The organism is Caryophanon latum (assembly GCF_001700325.1).
GTDB classification, from domain to species: Bacteria; Bacillota; Bacilli; order Bacillales_A; family Planococcaceae; genus Caryophanon; species Caryophanon latum.
This window is the reverse complement of the sequence record NZ_MATO01000002.1, coordinates 29,827-50,725: the sequence shown is the minus strand read 5'-3', so window position 1 is coordinate 50,725 and position 20,899 is coordinate 29,827. Positions and strand designations below refer to the sequence as shown.

22 protein-coding genes are annotated in these 20,899 nt (G+C 42.7%); 18 read left to right on the top strand and 4 right to left on the bottom strand.

Annotated features, from left to right (window positions below; translation table 11 throughout):
• Positions 1-31: 31 nt before the first annotated feature.
• The gene (locus tag A6K76_RS00835; protein WP_066461171.1) at positions 32-1,075 is read left to right on the top strand and encodes a siderophore ABC transporter substrate-binding protein; all 1,044 of its coding nucleotides are present in this window, start codon (positions 32-34) and stop codon (positions 1,073-1,075) included.
• Between the two features lie 78 nt (positions 1,076-1,153).
• Entirely contained in the window at positions 1,154-1,756 is a 603-nt protein-coding gene (locus tag A6K76_RS00830; protein WP_066461169.1) for a phosphatase PAP2 family protein, read from the top strand.
• A 299-nt stretch (positions 1,757-2,055) separates the two neighbouring features.
• Here A6K76_RS00830 and A6K76_RS00825 read toward each other — a convergent pair whose 3' ends face one another.
• From A6K76_RS00825 to thrC, 3 genes are all read right to left on the bottom strand, one after another.
• Positions 2,056-2,712 (bottom strand): NAD(P)-dependent oxidoreductase, encoded by a 657-nt coding sequence (locus A6K76_RS00825; protein WP_066461167.1) that lies wholly within the window; start codon positions 2,710-2,712, stop codon positions 2,056-2,058.
• A 268-nt stretch (positions 2,713-2,980) separates the two neighbouring features.
• Positions 2,981-3,883 carry a homoserine kinase gene (gene thrB / locus A6K76_RS00820; RefSeq protein WP_066461166.1) on the bottom strand — a complete coding sequence of 301 codons (903 nt, stop codon included), beginning with the start codon at positions 3,881-3,883 and terminating at the stop codon, positions 2,981-2,983.
• On the bottom strand, positions 3,883-4,935 hold the full coding sequence (gene thrC, locus A6K76_RS00815; protein ID WP_066461165.1) for a threonine synthase: 1,053 nt from the start codon (positions 4,933-4,935) through the stop codon (positions 3,883-3,885). Before thrC ends, thrB begins: the two co-directional genes overlap by 1 nt.
• A gap of 268 nt (positions 4,936-5,203) precedes the next feature.
• On the opposite strand from thrC, the gene A6K76_RS00810 reads away from it, so the two are divergent.
• On the top strand, positions 5,204-6,421 hold the full coding sequence (locus A6K76_RS00810; RefSeq protein ID WP_066461164.1) for an MFS transporter: 1,218 nt from the start codon (positions 5,204-5,206) through the stop codon (positions 6,419-6,421).
• Between the two features lie 303 nt (positions 6,422-6,724).
• Positions 6,725-7,579 carry a MurR/RpiR family transcriptional regulator gene (locus tag A6K76_RS00805; protein WP_066461163.1) on the top strand — a complete coding sequence of 285 codons (855 nt, stop codon included), beginning with the start codon at positions 6,725-6,727 and terminating at the stop codon, positions 7,577-7,579.
• A 39-nt stretch (positions 7,580-7,618) separates the two neighbouring features.
• Here A6K76_RS00805 and A6K76_RS00800 read toward each other — a convergent pair whose 3' ends face one another.
• Positions 7,619-8,419, bottom strand: a complete 801-nt coding sequence (locus tag A6K76_RS00800) for a GNAT family N-acetyltransferase (RefSeq protein ID WP_066461161.1) — start codon at positions 8,417-8,419, stop codon at positions 7,619-7,621.
• 466 nt (positions 8,420-8,885) lie between these two features.
• Here A6K76_RS00800 and A6K76_RS00795 point away from each other — a divergent pair, with 466 nt between their 5' ends.
• The 14 genes from A6K76_RS00795 to A6K76_RS00730 all read left to right on the top strand — a co-directional run bounded on the left by A6K76_RS00795 (position 8,886) and on the right by A6K76_RS00730 (position 20,478).
• Entirely contained in the window at positions 8,886-9,809 is a 924-nt protein-coding gene (locus A6K76_RS00795) for a manganese-dependent inorganic pyrophosphatase (protein WP_066461159.1), read from the top strand.
• A 567-nt stretch (positions 9,810-10,376) separates the two neighbouring features.
• The gene (locus A6K76_RS00790; RefSeq protein WP_066461155.1) at positions 10,377-11,012 is read left to right on the top strand and encodes an FMN-dependent NADH-azoreductase; all 636 of its coding nucleotides are present in this window, start codon (positions 10,377-10,379) and stop codon (positions 11,010-11,012) included.
• A gap of 165 nt (positions 11,013-11,177) precedes the next feature.
• Entirely contained in the window at positions 11,178-11,483 is a 306-nt protein-coding gene (locus A6K76_RS00785; RefSeq protein WP_066461154.1) for a winged helix-turn-helix transcriptional regulator, read from the top strand.
• A gap of 22 nt (positions 11,484-11,505) precedes the next feature.
• Positions 11,506-12,435 (top strand): UDP-N-acetylmuramate dehydrogenase, encoded by a 930-nt coding sequence (murB, locus tag A6K76_RS00780; RefSeq protein WP_066461153.1) that lies wholly within the window; start codon positions 11,506-11,508, stop codon positions 12,433-12,435.
• Positions 12,436-12,733: 298 nt separating this feature from the next.
• The gene (locus A6K76_RS00775; protein WP_066461152.1) at positions 12,734-13,486 is read left to right on the top strand and encodes an exodeoxyribonuclease III; all 753 of its coding nucleotides are present in this window, start codon (positions 12,734-12,736) and stop codon (positions 13,484-13,486) included.
• Positions 13,459-13,827, top strand: a complete 369-nt coding sequence (locus A6K76_RS00770; RefSeq protein WP_066461150.1) for a fluoride efflux transporter FluC — start codon at positions 13,459-13,461, stop codon at positions 13,825-13,827. The genes A6K76_RS00775 and A6K76_RS00770 overlap by 28 nt, the downstream gene beginning before the upstream one ends.
• On the top strand, positions 13,824-14,171 hold the full coding sequence (locus tag A6K76_RS00765; protein ID WP_245671927.1) for a fluoride efflux transporter FluC: 348 nt from the start codon (positions 13,824-13,826) through the stop codon (positions 14,169-14,171). The genes A6K76_RS00770 and A6K76_RS00765 overlap by 4 nt, the downstream gene beginning before the upstream one ends.
• A gap of 305 nt (positions 14,172-14,476) precedes the next feature.
• The gene (locus A6K76_RS00760; RefSeq protein ID WP_066461146.1) at positions 14,477-14,818 is read left to right on the top strand and encodes an ArsR/SmtB family transcription factor; all 342 of its coding nucleotides are present in this window, start codon (positions 14,477-14,479) and stop codon (positions 14,816-14,818) included.
• A 5-nt stretch (positions 14,819-14,823) separates the two neighbouring features.
• Entirely contained in the window at positions 14,824-16,917 is a 2,094-nt protein-coding gene (locus A6K76_RS00755; protein WP_066461145.1) for a heavy metal translocating P-type ATPase, read from the top strand.
• Positions 16,918-17,019: 102 nt separating this feature from the next.
• Positions 17,020-17,307 carry a late competence development ComFB family protein gene (locus A6K76_RS00750; RefSeq protein ID WP_066461143.1) on the top strand — a complete coding sequence of 96 codons (288 nt, stop codon included), beginning with the start codon at positions 17,020-17,022 and terminating at the stop codon, positions 17,305-17,307.
• Between the two features lie 194 nt (positions 17,308-17,501).
• Entirely contained in the window at positions 17,502-17,918 is a 417-nt protein-coding gene (gene mntR / locus A6K76_RS00745) for a transcriptional regulator MntR (RefSeq protein WP_066461141.1), read from the top strand.
• A gap of 10 nt (positions 17,919-17,928) precedes the next feature.
• Entirely contained in the window at positions 17,929-18,786 is an 858-nt protein-coding gene (locus tag A6K76_RS00740; RefSeq protein WP_066461139.1) for a CvfB family protein, read from the top strand.
• Positions 18,787-19,112: 326 nt separating this feature from the next.
• Positions 19,113-20,012, top strand: a complete 900-nt coding sequence (locus tag A6K76_RS00735; RefSeq protein WP_066461226.1) for a DUF1002 domain-containing protein — start codon at positions 19,113-19,115, stop codon at positions 20,010-20,012.
• Positions 20,013-20,205: 193 nt separating this feature from the next.
• Positions 20,206-20,478 (top strand): GNAT family N-acetyltransferase, encoded by a 273-nt coding sequence (locus A6K76_RS00730; RefSeq protein WP_066461136.1) that lies wholly within the window; start codon positions 20,206-20,208, stop codon positions 20,476-20,478.
• Positions 20,479-20,899: the final 421 nt, after the last annotated feature.

The following is a 20,899-nucleotide window of genomic DNA, read 5'->3' as shown; positions in this document are numbered from 1 at the left end:
TGAGTGAGACAATGTAGGAGGAGAAATTACAATGAAGAAATGGCGTTTTTTAACTGCAACTGCTGCATTAACTTTAATGCTTGCTGCGTGTGGTGCTGAAGAAGAGGAAACAACAACTGCAGAGGAAACAGAAGAAACAGCTGCAACGGAAACAGAAGCAACTGAAGAAAATTCTGCGTTCCCATTAACAGTAAAATCTTTAACACCTGGTCGTGAAACAGAAGACGGCGCATCACTAGTGTTTGAAGATGTTGTTTTAGAAGAAGAACCAAAACGTATTATTTCATTCGACTACGGTTTCTTAGATACACTTGATGCTTTAGGTGTTGAAGGAATTGTCGGTGTAGCAGCAAATGGTGGTTCTGGTAACATTCCAGCGCACTTAAAAGATAAGTACGCGCCATCTGATGCAATTGCAGACGTTGGTTCTTTAAAAGAGATCAACTTCGAAGCAGTAGCAGCTGCTGAGCCAGACATTATTTTCATCTCTGGTCGTCAAAGCACATTCTATGAAGAGTTAAAAGAAATTACACCGAACGTAGTGTTCATCGGTTCTGACAACGAAAAATACTTCGAAGGTGTTTACGAAACAGTAGACTTAGCTGCTGAAATTTTTGGCAAGCAAGAAAAAGCTGAAGAGTTAAAAGCGGGCTTACAAGCAAAAGTTGATGCTGTAAACGAAAAAGCAAAAGGCTATGAAAATGCTTTAATCGCGATGTACAACGACAAGAAAATTTCTGGTTTCGATAACGGCCCAGAATCTCGTTTCGCATACGCTTACAATGACTTCGGCTTCACGCCAGTAACGGAAGATATCGAAGCTTCTTCTCACGGTTCGGACTTCTCTTATGAGTCAATCCTTTCTGTAGACCCAGAAGTATTATTAGTAGTTGACCGTACAGTTTCAGATGTAGAAGCAATTAAAGCTGACATCGAAAACGACATCATTAAACAAACGCGCGCTTATAAAGAAGGCAAAATCGTTTACCTTGATGGTGTAAACTGGTACTTCTCTGCTAACGGTGTAACAACTGAAACAGCAAAATTAGACGAAATTTTAAACGAATTAAAATAATTCAGTCGACAAAGGCTGTGCAACAAGTCAAAATGGCTTGTAGCGCAGCCTTTTTTATTTATTTTGAGGAGGGGTTACATGAATAAACGATTGCTCACATCAGCGTGTATGTATGTCCTATTTTTTTGTATCGTGCTGCTTACGTACAATACGAGCGTCATGCAGCGATTAGATGAAGCGGCTTCGAACGTGCTTGTTGGGCAGCACATCATCGGGCTATTTCATTATTTAGGAGAGACGGTATTTGTCGTCGCATTAGGTGTTGTCATTGTCGGCTATTTACTATGGCGTAAAAAGCGTTCAGAGGCGTTGTTTGCGTTTTTAATGGTGTTTGGCGGTTACGGTATTAACCAAGCAGTTAAACACATTGTCGAGCGTCCTAGACCGAATATTGTGGATCAGTTAACTAGCTACAGTTTTCCGTCTGGGCATACGATGGCAAGTTTATTATGGATTGCGACGGTGCTGTTTTTACTGACGCACGGCAAAAAGACAACGAAACGCATCATTGCTATGTGGGTCATTGGCATTGTGATAGCGATGCTCGTCGGCTTGTCACGCGTCGTTGAAAGCCGTCATTATTTCACCGACGTATTGGCGGGGTGGATGCTTGCGGCAGCGTGGTTGTACGTTTGTTTGTATGTAATAAAAGTACAACTTGAAAAAAAGAAGAAAAGATAAGCAAAAGGGGTTGTGTTAAAAGTCGAATGGACGTTAACACAACCCCTTTATTTGTAGCATGAGGCGGTTGATGGACGCGCATGGCGAGACTCCTTGGGGAAAAGCTCGTGCCTCAAGACCCCGTAAACCGCGACGTAGGAGCGGTGCGGAGGCTTGAGGAAGGTGGTGAGCGCCACGTCCATGTGGTACCACCTTCATGACCAACATCGTGTTCGCCGCCGAGCCCCAGGAACGCGAGCCAACAGCGCGACCATCAACATATATTCTCTTATTGATATTGGATAGACTATTTTTGTATGCTACGATGCGCTCGTAATGTTTTCTGATGCGACCGTAATGCGCTCTTGAATATGGTCATTCTTTTCAGCAATGTCGACAACGGCTACTGCAAAATCGGCATAGCTAACGTAGCTGTTTAGCTGTGAATTGTATAGCACGTGGTCTTTTCCTTTTATATAATGCCCTGTACGTGGCCCAGACGGATCTAAAATTTCGGACGAGCTAATGAACGTCCATTTTACGTTTGAGTTGCGTAAGTCCTGTAAATTTTGTAATTGGTTGAGTGCTGTTTGTAAATAAATTTTCGGAAAGCGCTCTTCTTCGAGTAATCGACGCTTTTTATCGCTATCGACAAATAAATTACCTGCTCCCGCAACAGTGATTAAATGCGTATTTGTGCCTTCTAGCAGGGTGATGAAATGTTTACCAAACTCTACGTACAAATGCTCTTCGCCTTGCGCTGCACCGAATGCATTAATGACAACATCGACACCGATAAAGTCATGTGGTGTTAAATCTAAAATTTGACGCTCGACAACGGTAATATTTGCTTCTACATCGGATGGTAGCTTCGAACGGTTTCGTACAATCGCTACGACCTCATGTTCACGCATTAATGCCTCGCGCACAATATCTTTTCCTACTCGGCCTGTAGCACCAATAATTGCGATTTTCATAAAATCTCCCCTTTACTGATGAAGTTACTTTCATATTATAACTATTCCCTACATAAAAAACGAATAAACGAGTTTAAAATTATATTAATTTAGCGAAAATGAGAATTTTGGTTGAATTGTGGAAGTCGGAAGGTGACGTACGTATGTTGAATAAATGTGAAAATGAATCGCTGTCTTTCATGGTGCAGTTGGATTACGTTTTGAATGAGCTTTTGTGTAATGGAATAAAAAAACCCACCGCCTCAAGTTTGAGATGGTGGGTTAGTGCTTATACAGCGGCGATTGATGTTACTTGTACGCCTTGCTCATCTGCTTTCGTTAGCACGATGTCATAGCTTGGGAAGCGTTGTTTCATCGCTTCGACAAAGCTCTCTTCAATCGATGTTGGAATAATGGAAATCATCGTCGGACCAGCACCGCTTAATGCTGTACCGTATGCGCCGGCTTCTTTTGCTGCCGTGCGAATGTCCGCGTAGTTCGGAATAAGCTTTGCGCGGTACGGCTCGTGGAAGCGGTCTTGCTCCATGTAATGACCGACACGCTTGAAGTCGCGTGCCATAAGTGAAGCGGCAAGCATGTTTGCGTTTGCACTCGCTTCTACTGCGTACGGGCGGTCAAACTGCTCTGGTAATACACCGCGTGCTTCAGACGTTTTTAATTCTACGTTCGGAATAAATACGACAAATGATGCGTCGACGTTATTTACGTGTAACGTATCAACAATGCCGTCTTTTGTCATCGACGAAATCGTTAAGCCACCTAAAACAGAAGCTGTTGCGTTGTCTGGGTGCCCTTCAATTTGTGATGAAATGTTTAAGCGGTCTTGCGTCGTTAAGTTTAAGTCGCATAAAAGGTTTGCGACTTCAATGCCAGCTACGATTGCTGCGGCACTGCTGCCTAAGCCGCGTGCAAACGGAAGCTCCGATGACATTTCAATTTTACAGCTCGGTAATGGTTTGTTATATTGATCAGCTACTTGCTTAGCGATACAGTAAATTAAATGCTCTTCAATGACGATGTTTTGTGGCAAATGCTCAGAAAGGTGAACGATTTCCCACGTGTCTTGCGGTGTGACATCTAACTGTAAGTACAGGGAAAGACCAAGCCCGATAGAATCGAAGCCTGGCCCTAAGTTTGCTGTACTACCAGGTACAACAATACGCCATGACATTATAGTGTACCCTCAATGTATGTGCGAATTTCGTCCTCGTCGTTTTTAAGAGATACGACTTCTACTGTAGAAACGCCCATTGCTGTATCTGGATCTTTTAAACCGTTACCTGTGAAGATTGTTACGACTTTGCTGCCTTGTGCAATTTTGCCGCTTTCTACTGATTTAATAACACCAGCTAAAGAAGCTGCTGAACCTGGCTCTACGAAAATACCTTCTGTGCCAGCGATTAATTTGTATGCTGCGATGATTTCTTCGTCAGTTACAGAATCGATAATACCGCCTGATTCGTCGCGAGCTGCTTCTGCTAATGACCAGCTTGCAGGGTTACCGATACGGATTGCTGTTGCGATTGTTTCTGGGTTTGCGATTGGTGCGCCTTGTACGATCGCTGCTGCACCTTCTGCCTCGAAGCCGAACATTTTCGGTAAGCCTGTTTGTTTTGCTTCATTGTATTCTTTGAAGCCTTTCCAATATGCTGAAATGTTACCAGCGTTACCAACTGGAATACATAAGTAATCTGGTGCTGCACCTAAAGAATCAACAATTTCAAACGCCGCTGTTTTTTGACCTTCTAAGCGGTACGGGTTTACTGAGTTTACAAGTGCTACTGGTGTCGTTTCAGAAACTCGACGTACGATGTTTAATGCATCGTCAAAGTTGCCATCGATTTCGATAATTTGTGCGCCGTACATTGTCGCTTGTGCTAATTTACCAAGCGCTACTTTACCTTTAGGAATAACAACGATTGAGCTAATGCCTGCGCGTGTTGCGTATGCAGCAGCTGCAGCAGATGTGTTACCTGTAGATGCACAAATTACGCATTTTGCGCCGTCTTCAATTGCTTTTGCGACAGCGAAAACCATGCCGCGGTCTTTGAATGATCCAGTTGGGTTAGCGCCTTCGATTTTACCGTAAAGCTCGATACCAAGCTTTTTCGATAAGTTTACTAAATGAACAAGTGGCGTGTTACCTTCATTTAATGTAAGTGCCGGTGTGTTTTCTGTAACGGGTAAAAACGATTTATATTCTTCGATTAAGCCTTTCCACATAACGGTGTTAACTCCTTTTTGTTCGTATGACGAGAACAGTTGTTTTTGTATAAAAGACATTCTAACGCAAAAAACGAAAGCATTCAATAGAAAAAACAAAATTGTCAAAACAATGAAACATATTACGTGAAATTTCTGCTTTGAAAACGCTTTATAAATAGGAAACGTTACAAATTCTTCTTAAAACACTCTCAGCTAGTTGTTAACGCGATGTAAAAAGTATATATTAGATTGTAAATTCAAGTGTAAAGACAGGTGGAAACTCAACATGACAACTACAAAAGAATCGACCGCGCCACTTTCGCGCAATAAGCTGCTTGGCGTCGCTGGTGTTGGCTGGATGTTTGATGCGATGGATGTCGGCATTTTATCATTCGTGATCGCCGCGCTTGCAGTCGATTGGAACTTATCGTCGCAAGAGATGGGCTGGATTGGAAGTGTGAACTCAATCGGGATGGCAGTCGGTGCACTGCTGTTCGGCATTCTCGCAGACAAAGTCGGACGCAAACAAATTTTCATGTGGACGCTCGTGCTATTTTCGGTCGCAAGTGGTTTATCCGCATTAACGACGACGCTCGCCGCATTTTTAATTTTGCGTTTCTTCGTCGGCATGGGGCTTGGTGGAGAACTGCCAGTCGCTTCAACGCTCGTATCCGAAAGCGTGCCTGCAAAAGAACGCGGGCGTGTCGTCGTATTGCTTGAGAGCTTTTGGGCAGCAGGTTGGTTGCTCGGTGCACTCATTTCATACTTCGTCATTCCAGATTACGGTTGGCGCGTCGCATTAGTGTTAACGGCAATTCCAGCATTTTACGCGCTATACATTCGCATGAAGCTACCGGATTCGCCGCAATTTGCAGCAAAAGCAACAGCGAAAAAACGCTCGGTCTTCCAAAACATGCGCGATTTACTTGCTAAACCGTATCGCAAGCAAACGCTCGTGCTATGGGTGCTATGGTTTGCGGTCGTATTTTCGTACTACGGTATGTTTTTATGGTTACCAAGTGTCATGACAGGTAAAGGGTTCGATTTAATTACGAGTTTTAAATATGTGCTTATTATGACGCTTGCCCAGCTGCCAGGTTATTTCACAGCAGCATGGTTCATTGAGAAGTTCGGACGCAAATTCGTACTCGTTACGTATTTAATCGGTACAGCAGCGAGTGCGTACATATTCGGTAATGCGGAAACAGTTGTTATGCTCGTCGGTGCAGGGATGGCATTATCATTCTTTAACTTAGGTGCGTGGGGTGCGCTTTATGCATATACGCCAGAGCAATACCCAGCAGTTAACCGCGGAACAGGTGCAGGCACAGCAGCGGCGATCGGACGAATCGGTGGTATTTTTGGTCCGCTTTTAGTAGGTTCAATGTTAACGAAAGGCTATGACATTAGCGTCATTTTCGGCGTATTCTGTGTAGCGATTTTAATCGGAGCTGCAGCAGTATTATTTTTCGGAAAAGAAACGAAACAGATCGAATTAGATTGATAATAAGGGAGGATTTATAACTTCCTCCCTGTTATTTTTTTATTCGAATTTGTTTGAATATTAAATAATATGTACGAAAAAAGCTCATTAATTTAGTTGGATAAAGTTTTTTCTGAAAAGTCATTGTTTTCAAACTTTAAAAATGTTAATGTAACTAAAAATACGTACATGTACACGTAATAATAAAGAAGCAAGCTACGTTTTCACAATCATTAATCATCCTAGCTTGTTCCTTTAAACCGCATTGTTTTGGATTTTTGGCATTCTATAGATGATTATTTTGATGAAGAAAGGTTGTTTTGCATGACGATTTATGAAGAAGTGAGAAAACGTTTTCATCGACTTTCAAAAGGTCAACGAAAAGTGGCACAATACGTTTTAGATAACCCGCGCGCAGTAGCCCAGCACGTTGCGGCAGAAGTAGGTAGACAAGCTGGTGTAAGTGAATCAACAGTCATTCGTTTTTGCTACGCGATTGATTTAGGTGGCTATACAGAGCTACAAATGCTAATGAAAGAATATTTGTTACAGTCTGAGCCAACGAAAGCACGCGCATACGGTTCGAATGCAAAAGTAAAAAGCATCGAGAAAAACGCGAGCAATTTAATGAATCAAGACGCAAAAGCAATTATCGATACGATTCAATTGATTGATGACGAGCAATTAAATGGGGCAGCAAAAGCGATCGATGAGGCGCAGCATATTTACATTATGTCGACTGTATCAACGACTCCGATTGCAAGCTGGCTCGTTGGTACGCTTCAGCAGCTGCATCCAAATGTAACGCATTTAGATGACCCACATACGTACGTGCAAGAGGCGCAGGAGTTCGATCAAAATAGCGTCATGCTCGTTGTTGCATTAGAAAAGCCAACTGCTGATTTTGTAAAGTTTATCGACGGAGCGGAACGTAAAGGTGTGAAAGTCATTACAGTTGCTGATACAGCGATGACACCACTTCGCTCATCAACGACACATTTATTCGCAATGGGAACGAAGCAAAAATCAATTTTCAATATGACGCCTGTCGTATTTACGTTTTTACATACGTTGTTAGAATGTACAATCGCACAAAACAGACGCAAATATGAACAATTTCAACGTGAAGGTGTGAGCCAAGAGCGTCCGGCTTTACGTCTTGTTAACACGTTGCATTAATAACAAAAAAGAGTAAAGCCGCAGCTTTACTCTTTTTTGTTATTTTAATAATTTGCTTATAAATAATTCGTCCACAAACGTATCGTTTACGAACATTGATTGATGGCGTGTACCTTCTACAATAAATTCATGTTTTGCGAAAAATTGTTGGCTTGCTTTATCTTGTGAACATACCGATAGTTCTAAGCGCGTAATGTTGCGGTCAAGTGCCCATTGTTCTGCTGTTTGTAACAGTGAAGTGGCCACACCTTGCTTTTGGAATGATTCTTTTACACCAATTTCAATGTGTGCTACGTGCTGGCGGCGACTTGCATTGTCACCTGTTAGCGCTAAGTAGCCAGCGAATTGTCCGTTGAAAATGCATAGCAGCACTGTGCTATTTTTCGCTTTGCGCCATTCGCCCATCATTTTGCGCACACCTTGAACAGTTAATTGGCGCGTTTCTGATGCATACGGTAAGTAATCGGTTTCATTATAAATCTCTTCTAAAAGATTAATATAAGGTCTTGCATCCTCTGTTTCAATCGAGCGAATCACGAATGCATTTGTATTTTTATAGTCGTCTGTTTCATTATGTTCAAACGGATTTAAACGTGAAAACGTAATGCTACTCCCTAATTTTACATCTACTACATAATAATCTGCATTTGTCCAAGCTAAGAAATGTGTTAACGGTGGCTTCGTTTTTTTCCACCAGCTCATATTTAAATAGGCCGCATTCGGTAGTGCCTGACCCATAATATTTTCTAATGACTCGAAAGTTAAAGTAACTTCATTTTGCGTTGCAGATTGGAAGAAAGTAGCTAACGGGATGTACTTTTTCTCCATCTTTTTTGACATTTTATTCATCTTCTCCTCACTAATAATACACACGAGTTTTATAATATCATATTTATAGCATGTAACGAAATAATTGAAACTATAGATTTCGACATTTTTCGACGAATTTTTGGCTAAATATTGACAAGTAATAACGCTTTTGTCGTATGTACGCAATATTCTTGAAAAAATCATGAATTTCGTTCATACGTATGTATCATTATGAGAAAAATAAAAATTTAGTAAAAAGCAATGATAATTCACTTCTTTAAGTATAAAAAACGCATATCGCACGTAAATAATATGCGCGAATGAGAAATTGTGCATAGTGGAGTGATACATTCAGTAAAAGCATCAAGAAGAAAGTGGTGGAAAGAGCATTATTTGCGAATGAAACATGCGATATTGACGAAAGTTGTCGTGTTTGCGCATGCAACAATATGATAGAATAGAAAGTATATTAACTTACTAGGAGGAATTTTTTGTCATGAGTAAAGTTTTAGTTTTCGGACACCAAAATCCAGATACAGATACGATTACATCTGCATTAGTATACGCGCACTTAAAGCAGCAATTAGGCGCTGACGTAGAAGCAGTTCGTTTAGGCGAAGTGAACAACGAAACAGCATTCGCTTTAGAAAAATTCGGCTTTGAAGCACCACGTTTAGTAGAAGGTGTAGAAGCAGGCGCTGAAGTAATTTTAGTAGACCATAACGAATTCCAACAATCTGCAAAAGGTATTGAAGAAGCACGCGTTTTAGAAGTAATCGATCACCATCGTATCGCAAACTTCCAAACGTCTGACCCACTATATTTCCGCGCAGAGCCAGTTGGTTGTACAGCGACAATTTTAAATAAACTTTATAAAGAAAACGGCGTAGAAGTGCCAGCAAACATCGCGGGCTTAATGCTTTCTGCTATCGTTTCAGATACATTATTATTCAAATCACCTACATGCACAGACCAAGACGTACAAGCAGGCGAAGAGCTAGCGAAAATCGCTGGTGTTGACGCTGCAGAATACGGCTTAGCAATGTTAAAAGCAGGTGCTGACCTTTCAGACAAATCACTTGAAGACTTATTATCTTTAGACGCAAAAGGCTTCGAGTTTGGCGCGTATAAAGCAACAGTTGCACAAGTAAATGCAGTAGATATCGAGGACGTATTAGGTCGCCAAGAAGAGTTAGTTGCGTTACTTACGAAAGACGTAGCTGACAATAACTTAGACTTATTCTTCTTCGTTGTAACAGACATTTTAAACAACGATTCAACAGCTGTAGCAGTTGGTGCACAAGCAGAAGCAGCAGCGAAAGCATTCGGTGCTGAAATCGTAGACGGACGCATCGCATTACCAGGCGTTGTATCTCGTAAAAAACAAATCGTGCCTGTATTAACAGACGGATTAAAATAATTGTACGAAAGCAGAGGAGACGATATGTTTCTTCTGCTTTTTATGTTGCTCTTCACGTCGAGGCAGGATTTCTGCGTGGCGTGAGCTTGTAATTTCACGCTGGAGTCCGCCTTTTTGTTTCGAGCAACGTCTTTGTGCTACGATCTCGATGGCACACTAAAGGAGTTAGAGCACGTATTCAATTTCATGCAGTAAATAGCAAAGCGCAATTGTGGAACGGTGACTTCTAACGGAACGATACGAACGAGAAACTGTAACATCGAACAAAAGCGTCCGTAAAAAAGCTCTTCATAATTTCAGCCTAAAGTCTTAAAACAAAATAGTAGCATTTTTTTGAGAACTATATTATCATAATTCTTATATCTCAGATTCGAGATATTTGAACACATACAAAATTTTTAATTAACAATAGGTTTGTTGATTAGCCATCATTTTACGGCTGAATCGCTGTTTTTAACGATAAAACCGAAATCTAAGCTGTATTGTTGTGGCAGTATGCGTACTGCTAGTTGAAAGCTAATCAACATGCTTAAATAAACAATTGCAAACAGAGGAGCAACTATCATTATGACAAACGTATTAGTAGTAAAAGCAAACAACCGTCCAGACGGCGTATCAACATCTATGTACAACGCATTTATCGAAGCAGCTGCAACGAACGAAGCATTAAACGTAACAACTTTCGACGTATTTGAAGAAAACTTAGAATACTTCGGTCAAGAATTATTTAACGCTTTCGGTAAAGCACAAAACGGCGAACAATTAACAACTCGCGAAGCACGCTCTTTAGAAGCGTTCAACAAATCTCGTGAAGCGTTAACAGCTGCAGATGTAGTTGTATTTGCATTCCCATTATGGAACTTAACGATCCCAGCTGCGTTACAATCGTTCATCGATTACACATACGGCGCTGGATATTCATTTAAATATGGTGAGCAAGGTGAATTAATTAGCTTAATGACTGACAAAAAATACGTTGTGTTAAACGCACGTGGCGGCATTTACTCAACACCACAAATGGCGGCAACTGAAATGTCAGTAAATTATATTAACAATGTAATTGGCGGCGTATATGGCATGGAAAAAATCGGTGAAGTGATCATCGAAGGTCACGCATCTTCTAAAAATGATGCACAAGCGATCATCGCTGCTGGCTTAGAAAAAGTAAAAGAAGTAGCACAAAACTTAACAGTAAACGCATAATTTCAAAATTTTTAAAGAAGCATTCATACGTGGATGCTTCTTTTTTCGTTTACAATAAATGATACGCTATTTATAATGGTTACTAAACGTAACTATGTGTATATAAATAACTTATTAACTTTTGGCGTTTGTGCGCGTACAATACTAAAGTAGAGGTGAGAAACGATGACAGAAACAGCTTTATGTCCGAGGCTCGCAAAGGCGATGGAGATGATCGGCAAGCGTTGGACGGCGCTCATTTTGTATCAGCTGCTAGACGGACCGCAGCGCTTTAATGCGATTGAATCTGCGCTACCGATTAGCGGACGCTTATTATCGGAGCGTTTGAAGGAGCTAGAAAAAGAAGGTATCGTGCTGCGAACAGTGTACTCAGAAGTGCCTGTTCGTGTAGAATATACATTGACGGACAAAGGGCTCGCATTAAGCGGCGCCATTCGTGAAATTGAAAACTGGTCAAAAAACTGGCTGTAATGAGAGGATAGGAAGGGAAATCATGACAAAGCAACAGTGGGCAGCACATTTAGCACAAAAAATTCCTGTGACAAACATTAAAATAGATGAACCGTTACGCAACTATACGATGACGAAGCTAGGCGGCGCGGCAGACGTTTTCGTATTGCCTGAAAACGAGGAGCAAGCAACATACGTCGTGCGTTACGCATATGACAACAACATTCCACTGCTCATGCTCGGCAACGGCTCGAATATGGTCGTACGCGATGGCGGTATGCGCGGCATCGTCGTGACATTCGCTCATTTAAATACGATTGAAATTACGGACACGCACGTATACGCTGGTGCAGGTGCATTGCTAAAAGACGTATCAAAAGCAGCAGCGGCAAGCACGTTAACAGGCTTAGAGTTTTCTTGTGGCATTCCAGGCTCAATTGGCGGAGCGATGGCGATGAATGCAGGTGCGTACGGCGGCGAGATGGCAGACGTAACGCGCCAAGTGACGGTGTTAACGAAGCAAGGTGAGCTGCTCGTGTTATCAAAAGACGAGCTACAGCTAGGCTACCGTAAAAGCATTATCGCGACAGAGGGCTATTACGTATTATCAGCGGAGTTCGACTTACAGCGCGGTGATCAAGCACAAATCGATGCGAAAATTGCGGACTTAACGCACCAGCGCGAGTCGAAGCAACCACTCGAATACCCGTCAGCAGGTAGCGTGTTCAAGCGTCCACCAGGGCATTTCGCAGGTAAGCTTATTCAAGATAGCGACTTACAAGGTAAAGGTGTCGGCGGTGCGGAAGTGTCAACGAAGCATGCTGGGTTTATCGTCAATAAAGGGAACGCATCAGCATCAGATTACATTGCGACGATTCAAATGGTGCAGCAAGTCGTAAAAGAAAAATTCGACATCGAGCTTGAAATGGAAGTAAAAATCGTTGGTGATGAGCTAGCGATGAACGAAAATTAATTTTACGTGCTGGCGATCGAAGCACGGTGATTAAAGTGGAGTTGCTTGTTTTTAACTGTAAAACTAAAATCAATGCGGTATTGTCATGGCAGAGCGCGTGCGAATAGCTCGTGACTCAAGACCCCGCAACCGCTAGCGGTGAGGAGGCTTGAGCCGAGCCCTAGGAAAGCGAGCCGTAAAATCGCGCACTGCCAGTTGCAAAGCTTTAATCAAGTCGTATAAAATTTGTTCAAAACAACATGCCATTTGGGTGCAGCTGCATTCAAATGGCATCTGTTCGTTGGAAAGGAAACAACATATGAAGTTTGTATCATGGAACGTTAACGGCATTCGTGCATGCATTACGAAAGGCTTTGTCGACTATTTTCACGCAGTCGATGCAGACTTTTTTTGCGTGCAAGAAACGAAATGCCAAGCCGGTCAAGTTGATTTGCAGCTAGACGGCTACGAGCAATATTGGAATTATGCCGAGAAAAAAGGCTACTCGGGAACAGCGATTTTCACGAAGCATACGCCGATGTCAGTGCGCTACGGTGTTGGCGACGACGAAACAGAAGCAGAAGGACGCATTATTACGCTCGAATATGCGGACTTCTTTTTAGTCAATGTGTACACGCCAAACGCACAGCGCGACTTAGCAAGGCTGCCGTTTCGATTAGCGTGGGAGGAAAAGCTTGCAGTTTATTTAAAGCAGCTCGACGCGCAAAAACCGGTCATTTATTGCGGTGATTTAAATGTCGCGCATACCGACATCGATTTGAAAAATGCAAAATCAAATAAAGGCAATTCAGGTGTTACAACCGAGGAGCGAGCGGCGATGACGAATTTACTCGCAGCAGGCTTCGTCGATACGTTCCGCGCGCTGCATCCAGATGCAATCGACCATTATACATGGTGGTCGTACATGGCGAAAGTACGCGAGCGAAACATTGGATGGCGCATCGACTATTTCATCGCATCGGAGCGCATTATGCCACGCGTACAGCACGCAACGATTGATGCACATATGTTAGGGAGCGACCATTGTCCAATCGGCTTAGTCATCGAGTAGTTGCGGCGCTCGTTGTCGGATGTGGTGGCGCATGCGGTGTCGCTCTTCGTTACGTATGCATCGCGTCGTTTTCAGGAGCGGCACTTTTCGTTGCGAACATCGTCGGCAGCTTTTGTTTAGCGTATTTGCATGAACGGGTAAGCGGAAAGCGCAATGAGCAAGTTATTCGTTTATTTGTTATGACTGGTATGCTTGGCTCATTTACGACGTTTTCAAGCGTGACGTACGATGCATTTGTGCTGTTTCAGCAGTCTATATTGCGCGGCTTCATGTACGTCGTAGTGATGACGTTTTGTTGCATCGTAGCGGCAATTGGAGGAACGGTGGTCGGTAAGCGATGATGGAGCTTTTATACGTATGTATCGGTGGTTTTTTTGGAGCCATTGCGCGGTTTTTAATGTTTAATGTTTTTGCGAAAAAAGAGCGGGCGACGTTATTTGTTAATGTGAGTGGCAGCTTTTTGCTCGTCCTCTTTATGCCATATATGACGACTGATTGGCAACAGCTGCTGATCGCAATTGGCTTTTTCGGAGCGTATACGACGTTTTCGACATTTACGCTAGACGCTGTACAGCTAGCGAAAACGAGTAAAAAAGAAGCGGCATTGTACGTTGTGCGCATGCTTAGCTACAGTGCCGTTGCGATGCTCGTTGCGTATATGCTTGATAGTATGCTACGGAGATGATTCTCTGTAGCATTTTTTATTTTATTACGAATGGCTCGATATACTATGGCGACATCATTTGTTGCATATTAACTGATCCTTGCGAGTTCGATGCGACACATAAATGTTGCTTGAGGAAGGCGGTAGAAGCTATGTCCATGTAGCAACACCTTCATGACCAACGTCGTATTCGCCTCCGAGTCCACGGAAAGCTTGCCTCGACATGAAAAGCAACTTTAAGCATTTTTTCATTCAAACAATCATTTGAATATTGTTGCGAAACAGTGTACAATACATTCAAACGATCATTTGAATGAGGTGAGCGAATGAAAGACGTATGTGACATTGTCGAACAGCATGAGGACGTTGTACAACACGTGCAGCAACAACTACCAGAACTAACAAAAACGCTACAAATTTTCAAAGCACTCGCCGATGAAACACGCTTAAAAATCGCGTTTGCACTAACGCTTGCGCCAAAGCTTTGCGTTTGTGACGTCGCCGCGATTATCGGCAGCTCAAACGCGACCGCATCGCACCATTTACGCTATTTGCGCGAGCACGGTTTAGCGGTTTCAGAACGTGAAGGGAAGCAAATTTATTACGCGCTTGCAGATGAGCATGTACGCCAAATGATTGACGTCGCGTATACGCATTCGAAGGAGTGAGACTTATGGCAACAGAGCAATACCGTCTACAAAATTTATCGTGTGCAAACTGTGCGGCAAAGTTTGAAAAAAACGTCGCAAGCTTGCCAAATGTCGAGGACGTAAAAATTAATTTCGGCGCAGCGAAACTAACGGTGACAGGCTCAGCGACGATCGAGGAGCTAGAGGAAGCAGGGGCATTTGATAACATTAAAGTCGTACCAGCAACGTCTCGCAGCATCGAGGTGACGACGCCGTTTTGGAAACGTCGTGAAAATAAGCTCGCCGTTGTTGCACTATTATTTGTCGCAATCGGCTACAGCATGACGAGCATTGCGCCACAAATAGCGCCTTGGATTTTCGGAGCAGCGATTCTTTTTGGTGGCATCGACATTTTTAAAGTCGGCTTCCAAAATTTAATAAAGCTACAGTTTGATATGAAAACGCTCATGACAATTGCGATTATCGGTGCAGCCATTATCGGTGAGTGGCAAGAAGCGGCAATCGTCGTATTTTTATTTGCGGTTAGTGAGGCGCTTGAGGCGTACTCGATGAACAAAGCACGCCAGTCTATTCGTCAGCTAATGGATATTGCACCGGCGACAGCACTGAAAAAAGTCGCACACGGCGATCATGCACATGAAGTGGAAGTCGAAACAGAGCAGCTTGCAGTCGGGGACGTCATTATTATTAAGCCGGGTTCAAAAATTGCGATGGACGGTATTGTTGTGTCGGGGCAATCGACTGTAAACGAGGCGTCGATTACAGGTGAGGCGATGCCGGTGCTAAAGCAAGTCGGTGATGCGGTATTTGCCGGCACGCTCAATGAAGAAGGGGCAATGGAAGTACGTGTTACAAAGCATGTGAATGACACGACGATTGCAAAAATTATTCATTTAGTTGAAGAAGCACAGCAAGAAAAGGCGCCGTCACAAAAGTTTGTCGACCGCTTTGCGAAAATTTATACGCCGATTATTATGTTCATTGCGCTGCTCGTTGCAGTCGTACCACCGCTATTTACAGGTGACTGGTCACATTGGATTTACCAAGGGCTTGCAGTACTCGTCGTAGGTTGTCCGTGCGCGCTCGTTATTTCAACACCTGTTGCGATCGTAACGGCGATTGGCAATGCGGCGAAGCAAGGTGTACTCATTAAAGGCGGCGTATATTTAGAGGCACTCGCACACGTTGAGGCGATGGCGTTTGATAAAACAGGCACGCTCACAAAAGGAATGCCTGCTGTAACGAATTTATATACGCACGATGAGGAGCGCTTATTGCAAGTTGCCGGAGCAGTCGAAACGAAATCGCAGCACCCACTCGCACGTGCCATTTTACATTATGCGTTCGTGAAGGAGCTGCACATTCCGAGCGTCGAGCAGTTCCAGTCTGTTACAGGTAAAGGTGCAAAAGGGATTGTAAATGGCAACGAAGTGTACGTCGGTAGTCTTTCATCTGTTTGTGCGATGATGGACGTGCAGCCAGAAGTCATTGCGCAAGCACGTGTGTATGAAGAAGAAGGAAAGTCGCTTGTCGCAGTTGTGGAAGGCGATATATTATTAGGGCTTATCGCAGTAGCTGACGAGGTGCGCGAAGAAAGTGCTGCTATTTTACAACAGCTAAAAGCAAACGGTGTGAAGGAAACGATTATGTTAACTGGTGACGGGGAACGTACAGCGAATGCGATGGCGAAGCGCTTAGGCGTGACGAATGTGCGCGCAAGCTTACTGCCAGAACAAAAGCTAGCAGAAATTAAAATGCTGCAAGACAAGTTCGGGCAAGTGGCGATGGTCGGTGATGGTGTGAACGATGCCCCTGCACTTGCTGCGGCAAATATCGGTATTGCGATGGGCGGAGCGGGAACAGATACAGCGCTAGAGACGGCAGACATTGCACTTATGTCGGACGATTTAACGAAGCTGCCGTATACAATTCGTTTAAGCCGTAAAACGTTAACGATCATCCAACAAAATATCGCCTTCGCGCTCGGTTTAAAGATGCTTGCCATTTTGCTCGTCGTACCAGGTTGGCTAACGCTATGGATTGCGATTTTCGCTGATATCGGCGCGACATTGCTCGTTGTGCTAAATTCATTACGATTAATGCGCGTTCAAAAGTAAAGTTTCTTGCGTTCGTACTAGTTAATCGTTAAAATGAAGTACGATGAAAGCAAAAGTAGAAACTCTTTTGTTGGAAATTTAGGATGAATAGGAACGATTACAATGACACAATCCGATGTAATTTTAATTAATGTAACAGAGGAAATCGTACGCGGATTAGTTAGTTTTATGTTACGTGGCCCAGAGTATCAGGCTTTTTGTAACTGTACTATTTGTGAGATGGACGTAAATGCATTAACGTTAAATGCATTGCCACCGAAATATGTATCCAACCCGAAAATGCGAGACGAAGCGTTTAAAGAATTAAATACACCTGAAAATGTTGAAATGATTAACCGAGAAATTATCCGAGCGATTCATATCGTTGCTCGTCAACCGAAGCATAAATAAATAGGTCAAGGAGTGTCTCACATTATTGTGGGCATTCCTTTTTATATGGAGTTGAGTTAGCGCATCGCTAATTCACATATGTTTTGAGACATTATGACAAGAAAGATACAAATAACGACATTGCCTACACTTTTTTTTAGCTATTGTAGTAAACTAAAGACATAAGAATGCGAAAGCGAAAGCGAGGGGACGACATGCCAACACCAAGCATGGAAGATCATATTGAACAAATTTATTTATTGATTGAACAAAAAGGCTATGCTCGTGTATCTGACATTGCTGAAGCTTTGGCTGTTCTTCCGTCTTCCGTTACGAAAATGGTGCAAAAATTAGATAAAGATGGCTATCTCATTTATGAAAAATATCGCGGTTTAGCGTTAACACCTAAAGGGCAAAAGCTCGGTAAACGACTTGTGCAGCGTCATGAGCTACTAGAGCAGTTTTTGCGCTTAATTGGCGTGAACGAGCAATTAATATACAATGACGTCGAAGGAATTGAACATCACTTAAGCTGGGATTCGATTGATCGCATTGCTGATTTAGTGCAAGTGATGGAAGAAAATCCAGATATACTTCATCAGCTACAACAATTAAAAACAAATCATCTCTAGGAGGATATACATGATAGAATTAACTGCTGGCGACGTTGTCAGCTTAACGGTCGTAAAAGAAGAAGGGTCAAAGTGGCTTTTAACAAACGGTGCAAAGGAAATTTCATTAAACGCATCGGAAGTGCTTGAACCATTAACAGTCGGTGAAAAAGTCGAAGTGTTTTTATATACAGATCGTCGCGGTGAATTACACGCAACGACAGCGATTCCAACAATTCGCAAGGAACAATACGGATGGGCACGTGTATTACGTGCAGTAAAACACGAAGGTGCATACGTTGATATCGGTACGTCACGCGAGGTGCTTGTACGTGCAGAAGATTTACCGAAGCTTGAGGAATTATGGCCGCAAGCTGGTGACCACTTATACATTACGTTAAAGCCAGATCGTAACGGTAGCCTTTACGGTCGTTTAATTACAGAAGAAAAAGTAGCGGATCTTTACGAGGGCGCACTCGAAGACCAATTTAACAAAAATATTATCGCTCGCCCGTACCGTCTATTACCAGTCGGCACGTTCTTACTAGGTGTTGAGCAGCCGTTCCGTATTTTCGTACACGAAACAGAGCGAAAAGCAGAGCCGCGTTTAGGGCAAGACATTAGCGTGCGCATTATCGACGTAAAAGAAGATGGCTCAATGAACGGCTCTCTTTTACCGCGTAAGCACGAGCGTTTAAGCGACGATGCAGAGCAAGTGTTAGCGTATTTACAAGATGTTGGCGGACGCATGCCATTTGGCGACAAATCATCACCAGATGAAATTAAAGATATGTTTAATATGAGTAAAGCATCGTTCAAACGCGCGCTAGGTACGTTAATGAAAGAGCGTAAAATTACACAAAAAGACGGTTGGACAGAAATCGTTTAATCATACATGGTAGAGGAAGCGATATGCAGACCTCTACCATTTTTTTGCGAAATGGAACTTTTCATGTTTACGAACGTATACATTTAAGGAAAAATAGTTAATAACTACAATGCATATGATGATGTAGATAAAGTGTGTGATGCAGTAAATGTTGGAAGCGAAGCGGCGAGACTCCACGGGGAAAAGCCCGAGCATCAAGACCCCGCAGTCGTGAGGTACGAGCGACGAGGAGGCTTGAGCCGGGCCCCGGGAAAGCGAGCCGCATGAAGCGAACAACGCATCATCAGCTTTGTGACGAGAACGTTTCTACGATAGGGGAGTTTAATATGAAAAAAGTAATGACAACAATAACAGCAGTCGCTTTAACATTTTCGATGATGACTGCAGCGAGTGCCAACACAGGCGTAATTGACGAAAAGCTTGGCGTACCAATCGTTGTATACGGGGCAAACTTAACGGCTGAGCAAAAAGAAACGGTGAAAAATGCACTTGAAATTACGAGTTCTAGTGCAGTTGAAGAAATTACAGTATCTGGTCAAGATTTAGTGAAATACATTAAGGACGGCAACCCGAACGCCCGCATGTTCTCATCAGCAAAAATTACGCAGCGTAACGAAGGAGAAGGACTTGTAATCGATATCGTGACACCGTCAAACATAACGCAAATTACGTCAGAAGTTTATGCGTCAGCAATGTTAACAGCCGGCATTAAAAACGCATTAGTCGAAGTTGCTGCACCGAACCCTGTAACAGGTCATTCAGCGCTTGTAGGCATTTATAAAGCATATGAGGTATCTACGGGTGAGAAACTTGATATCGAGCGTACAGACGTTGCTAACGACGAATTATCAATTGCGACACAAATTACTGAAAACGCTGGTATTGATGATGCAGTCGTAGCGGAATTATTAACATCAATTAAACAGCAAATTGCTGAACTGAACCCGGCGACGCGCGAGGACGTTGAGCAAATCGTATCGGAGCAGCTATCGAAGTTCCAAATTGAATTATCAGAAGCAGACCGTCAGCTATTGACCGACTTAATGGATCGCATTTCAAACTTAAATATCGACTTTGATCAATGGTCACAGCAGTTAAGCGACTTAAGCAAAGACATCGAGGAAAAATTCGGCACGTTCATTAGCGAGAACGAAGGCTTCTGGGAAAGTGTGAAAACGTTCTTTAAAAACTTAATGGATACTGTGTCAGGTTGGTTTAATTCGTGATTTTTATACAGTGAAATTTATCGTTTTTAGCAACCAACCGTAAATCAATGCTGTATATTAGTGGCAGGAAAGCGAGCCGTAATATGCTCCTGACAATTAACACGCTTGTCTTGAAATAAAAGTTATGCACATGTGGATAACTTGCTTTACAATAGGGGTATAAAGAGGATAATTCAAAGGGAGGCAATCACATATGTTTTCAGTTCGAGCAGATGAGCAAGCAATTGAGTATCATCAAGATAGTCGTATGTTAGGGGAAATTACGTGGGTGTTACGCGACGGTACGATGGTCATGGATCACACGTACGTATCAAACGAGCTACGCGGTCAAGGAGTAGCGAAAAAGCTACTAGACGAAGCGGCAAAATACGCACGCGAGCACAATTATAAAATGAAAGCAGTATGTTCATACGTTGTAACAGCGTTTGATCGTTACGATGATTACAAAGACGTACAAGTATTATAAATAAAACAGCCTGTGTGGAATTTTTCCGCACAGGCTGTTTTTATAAAGTTTTTAAAATAGCTAACGTAAAGACTGTAATCGCAAACGCACTTCCTAAGTATTTGGCTACACGAATCAAATCCTCGTATAACGTTTGGTTCATTCAATATCATCTCCATGCAAGCGTCGTCAAACTGCTAGTAATGTTTTACGTAATTGTAGCCTATATATTTATTGTACCTATGTCCCTTCGCATTTGAACAGAAGGAAAATAGGACAAATTGTTACAATTATGTTTAAAGAAAAACGTGTCGGGAATATGTAGAACTAGAATGATAAATATATGTATATAGACGGTGATTAACATTTAAAACGAAATAGTAGGTTCTGTCTAAAAACGATTTTATAACCGGCTGGAACTTGTTCGTCACGACAAATTGGG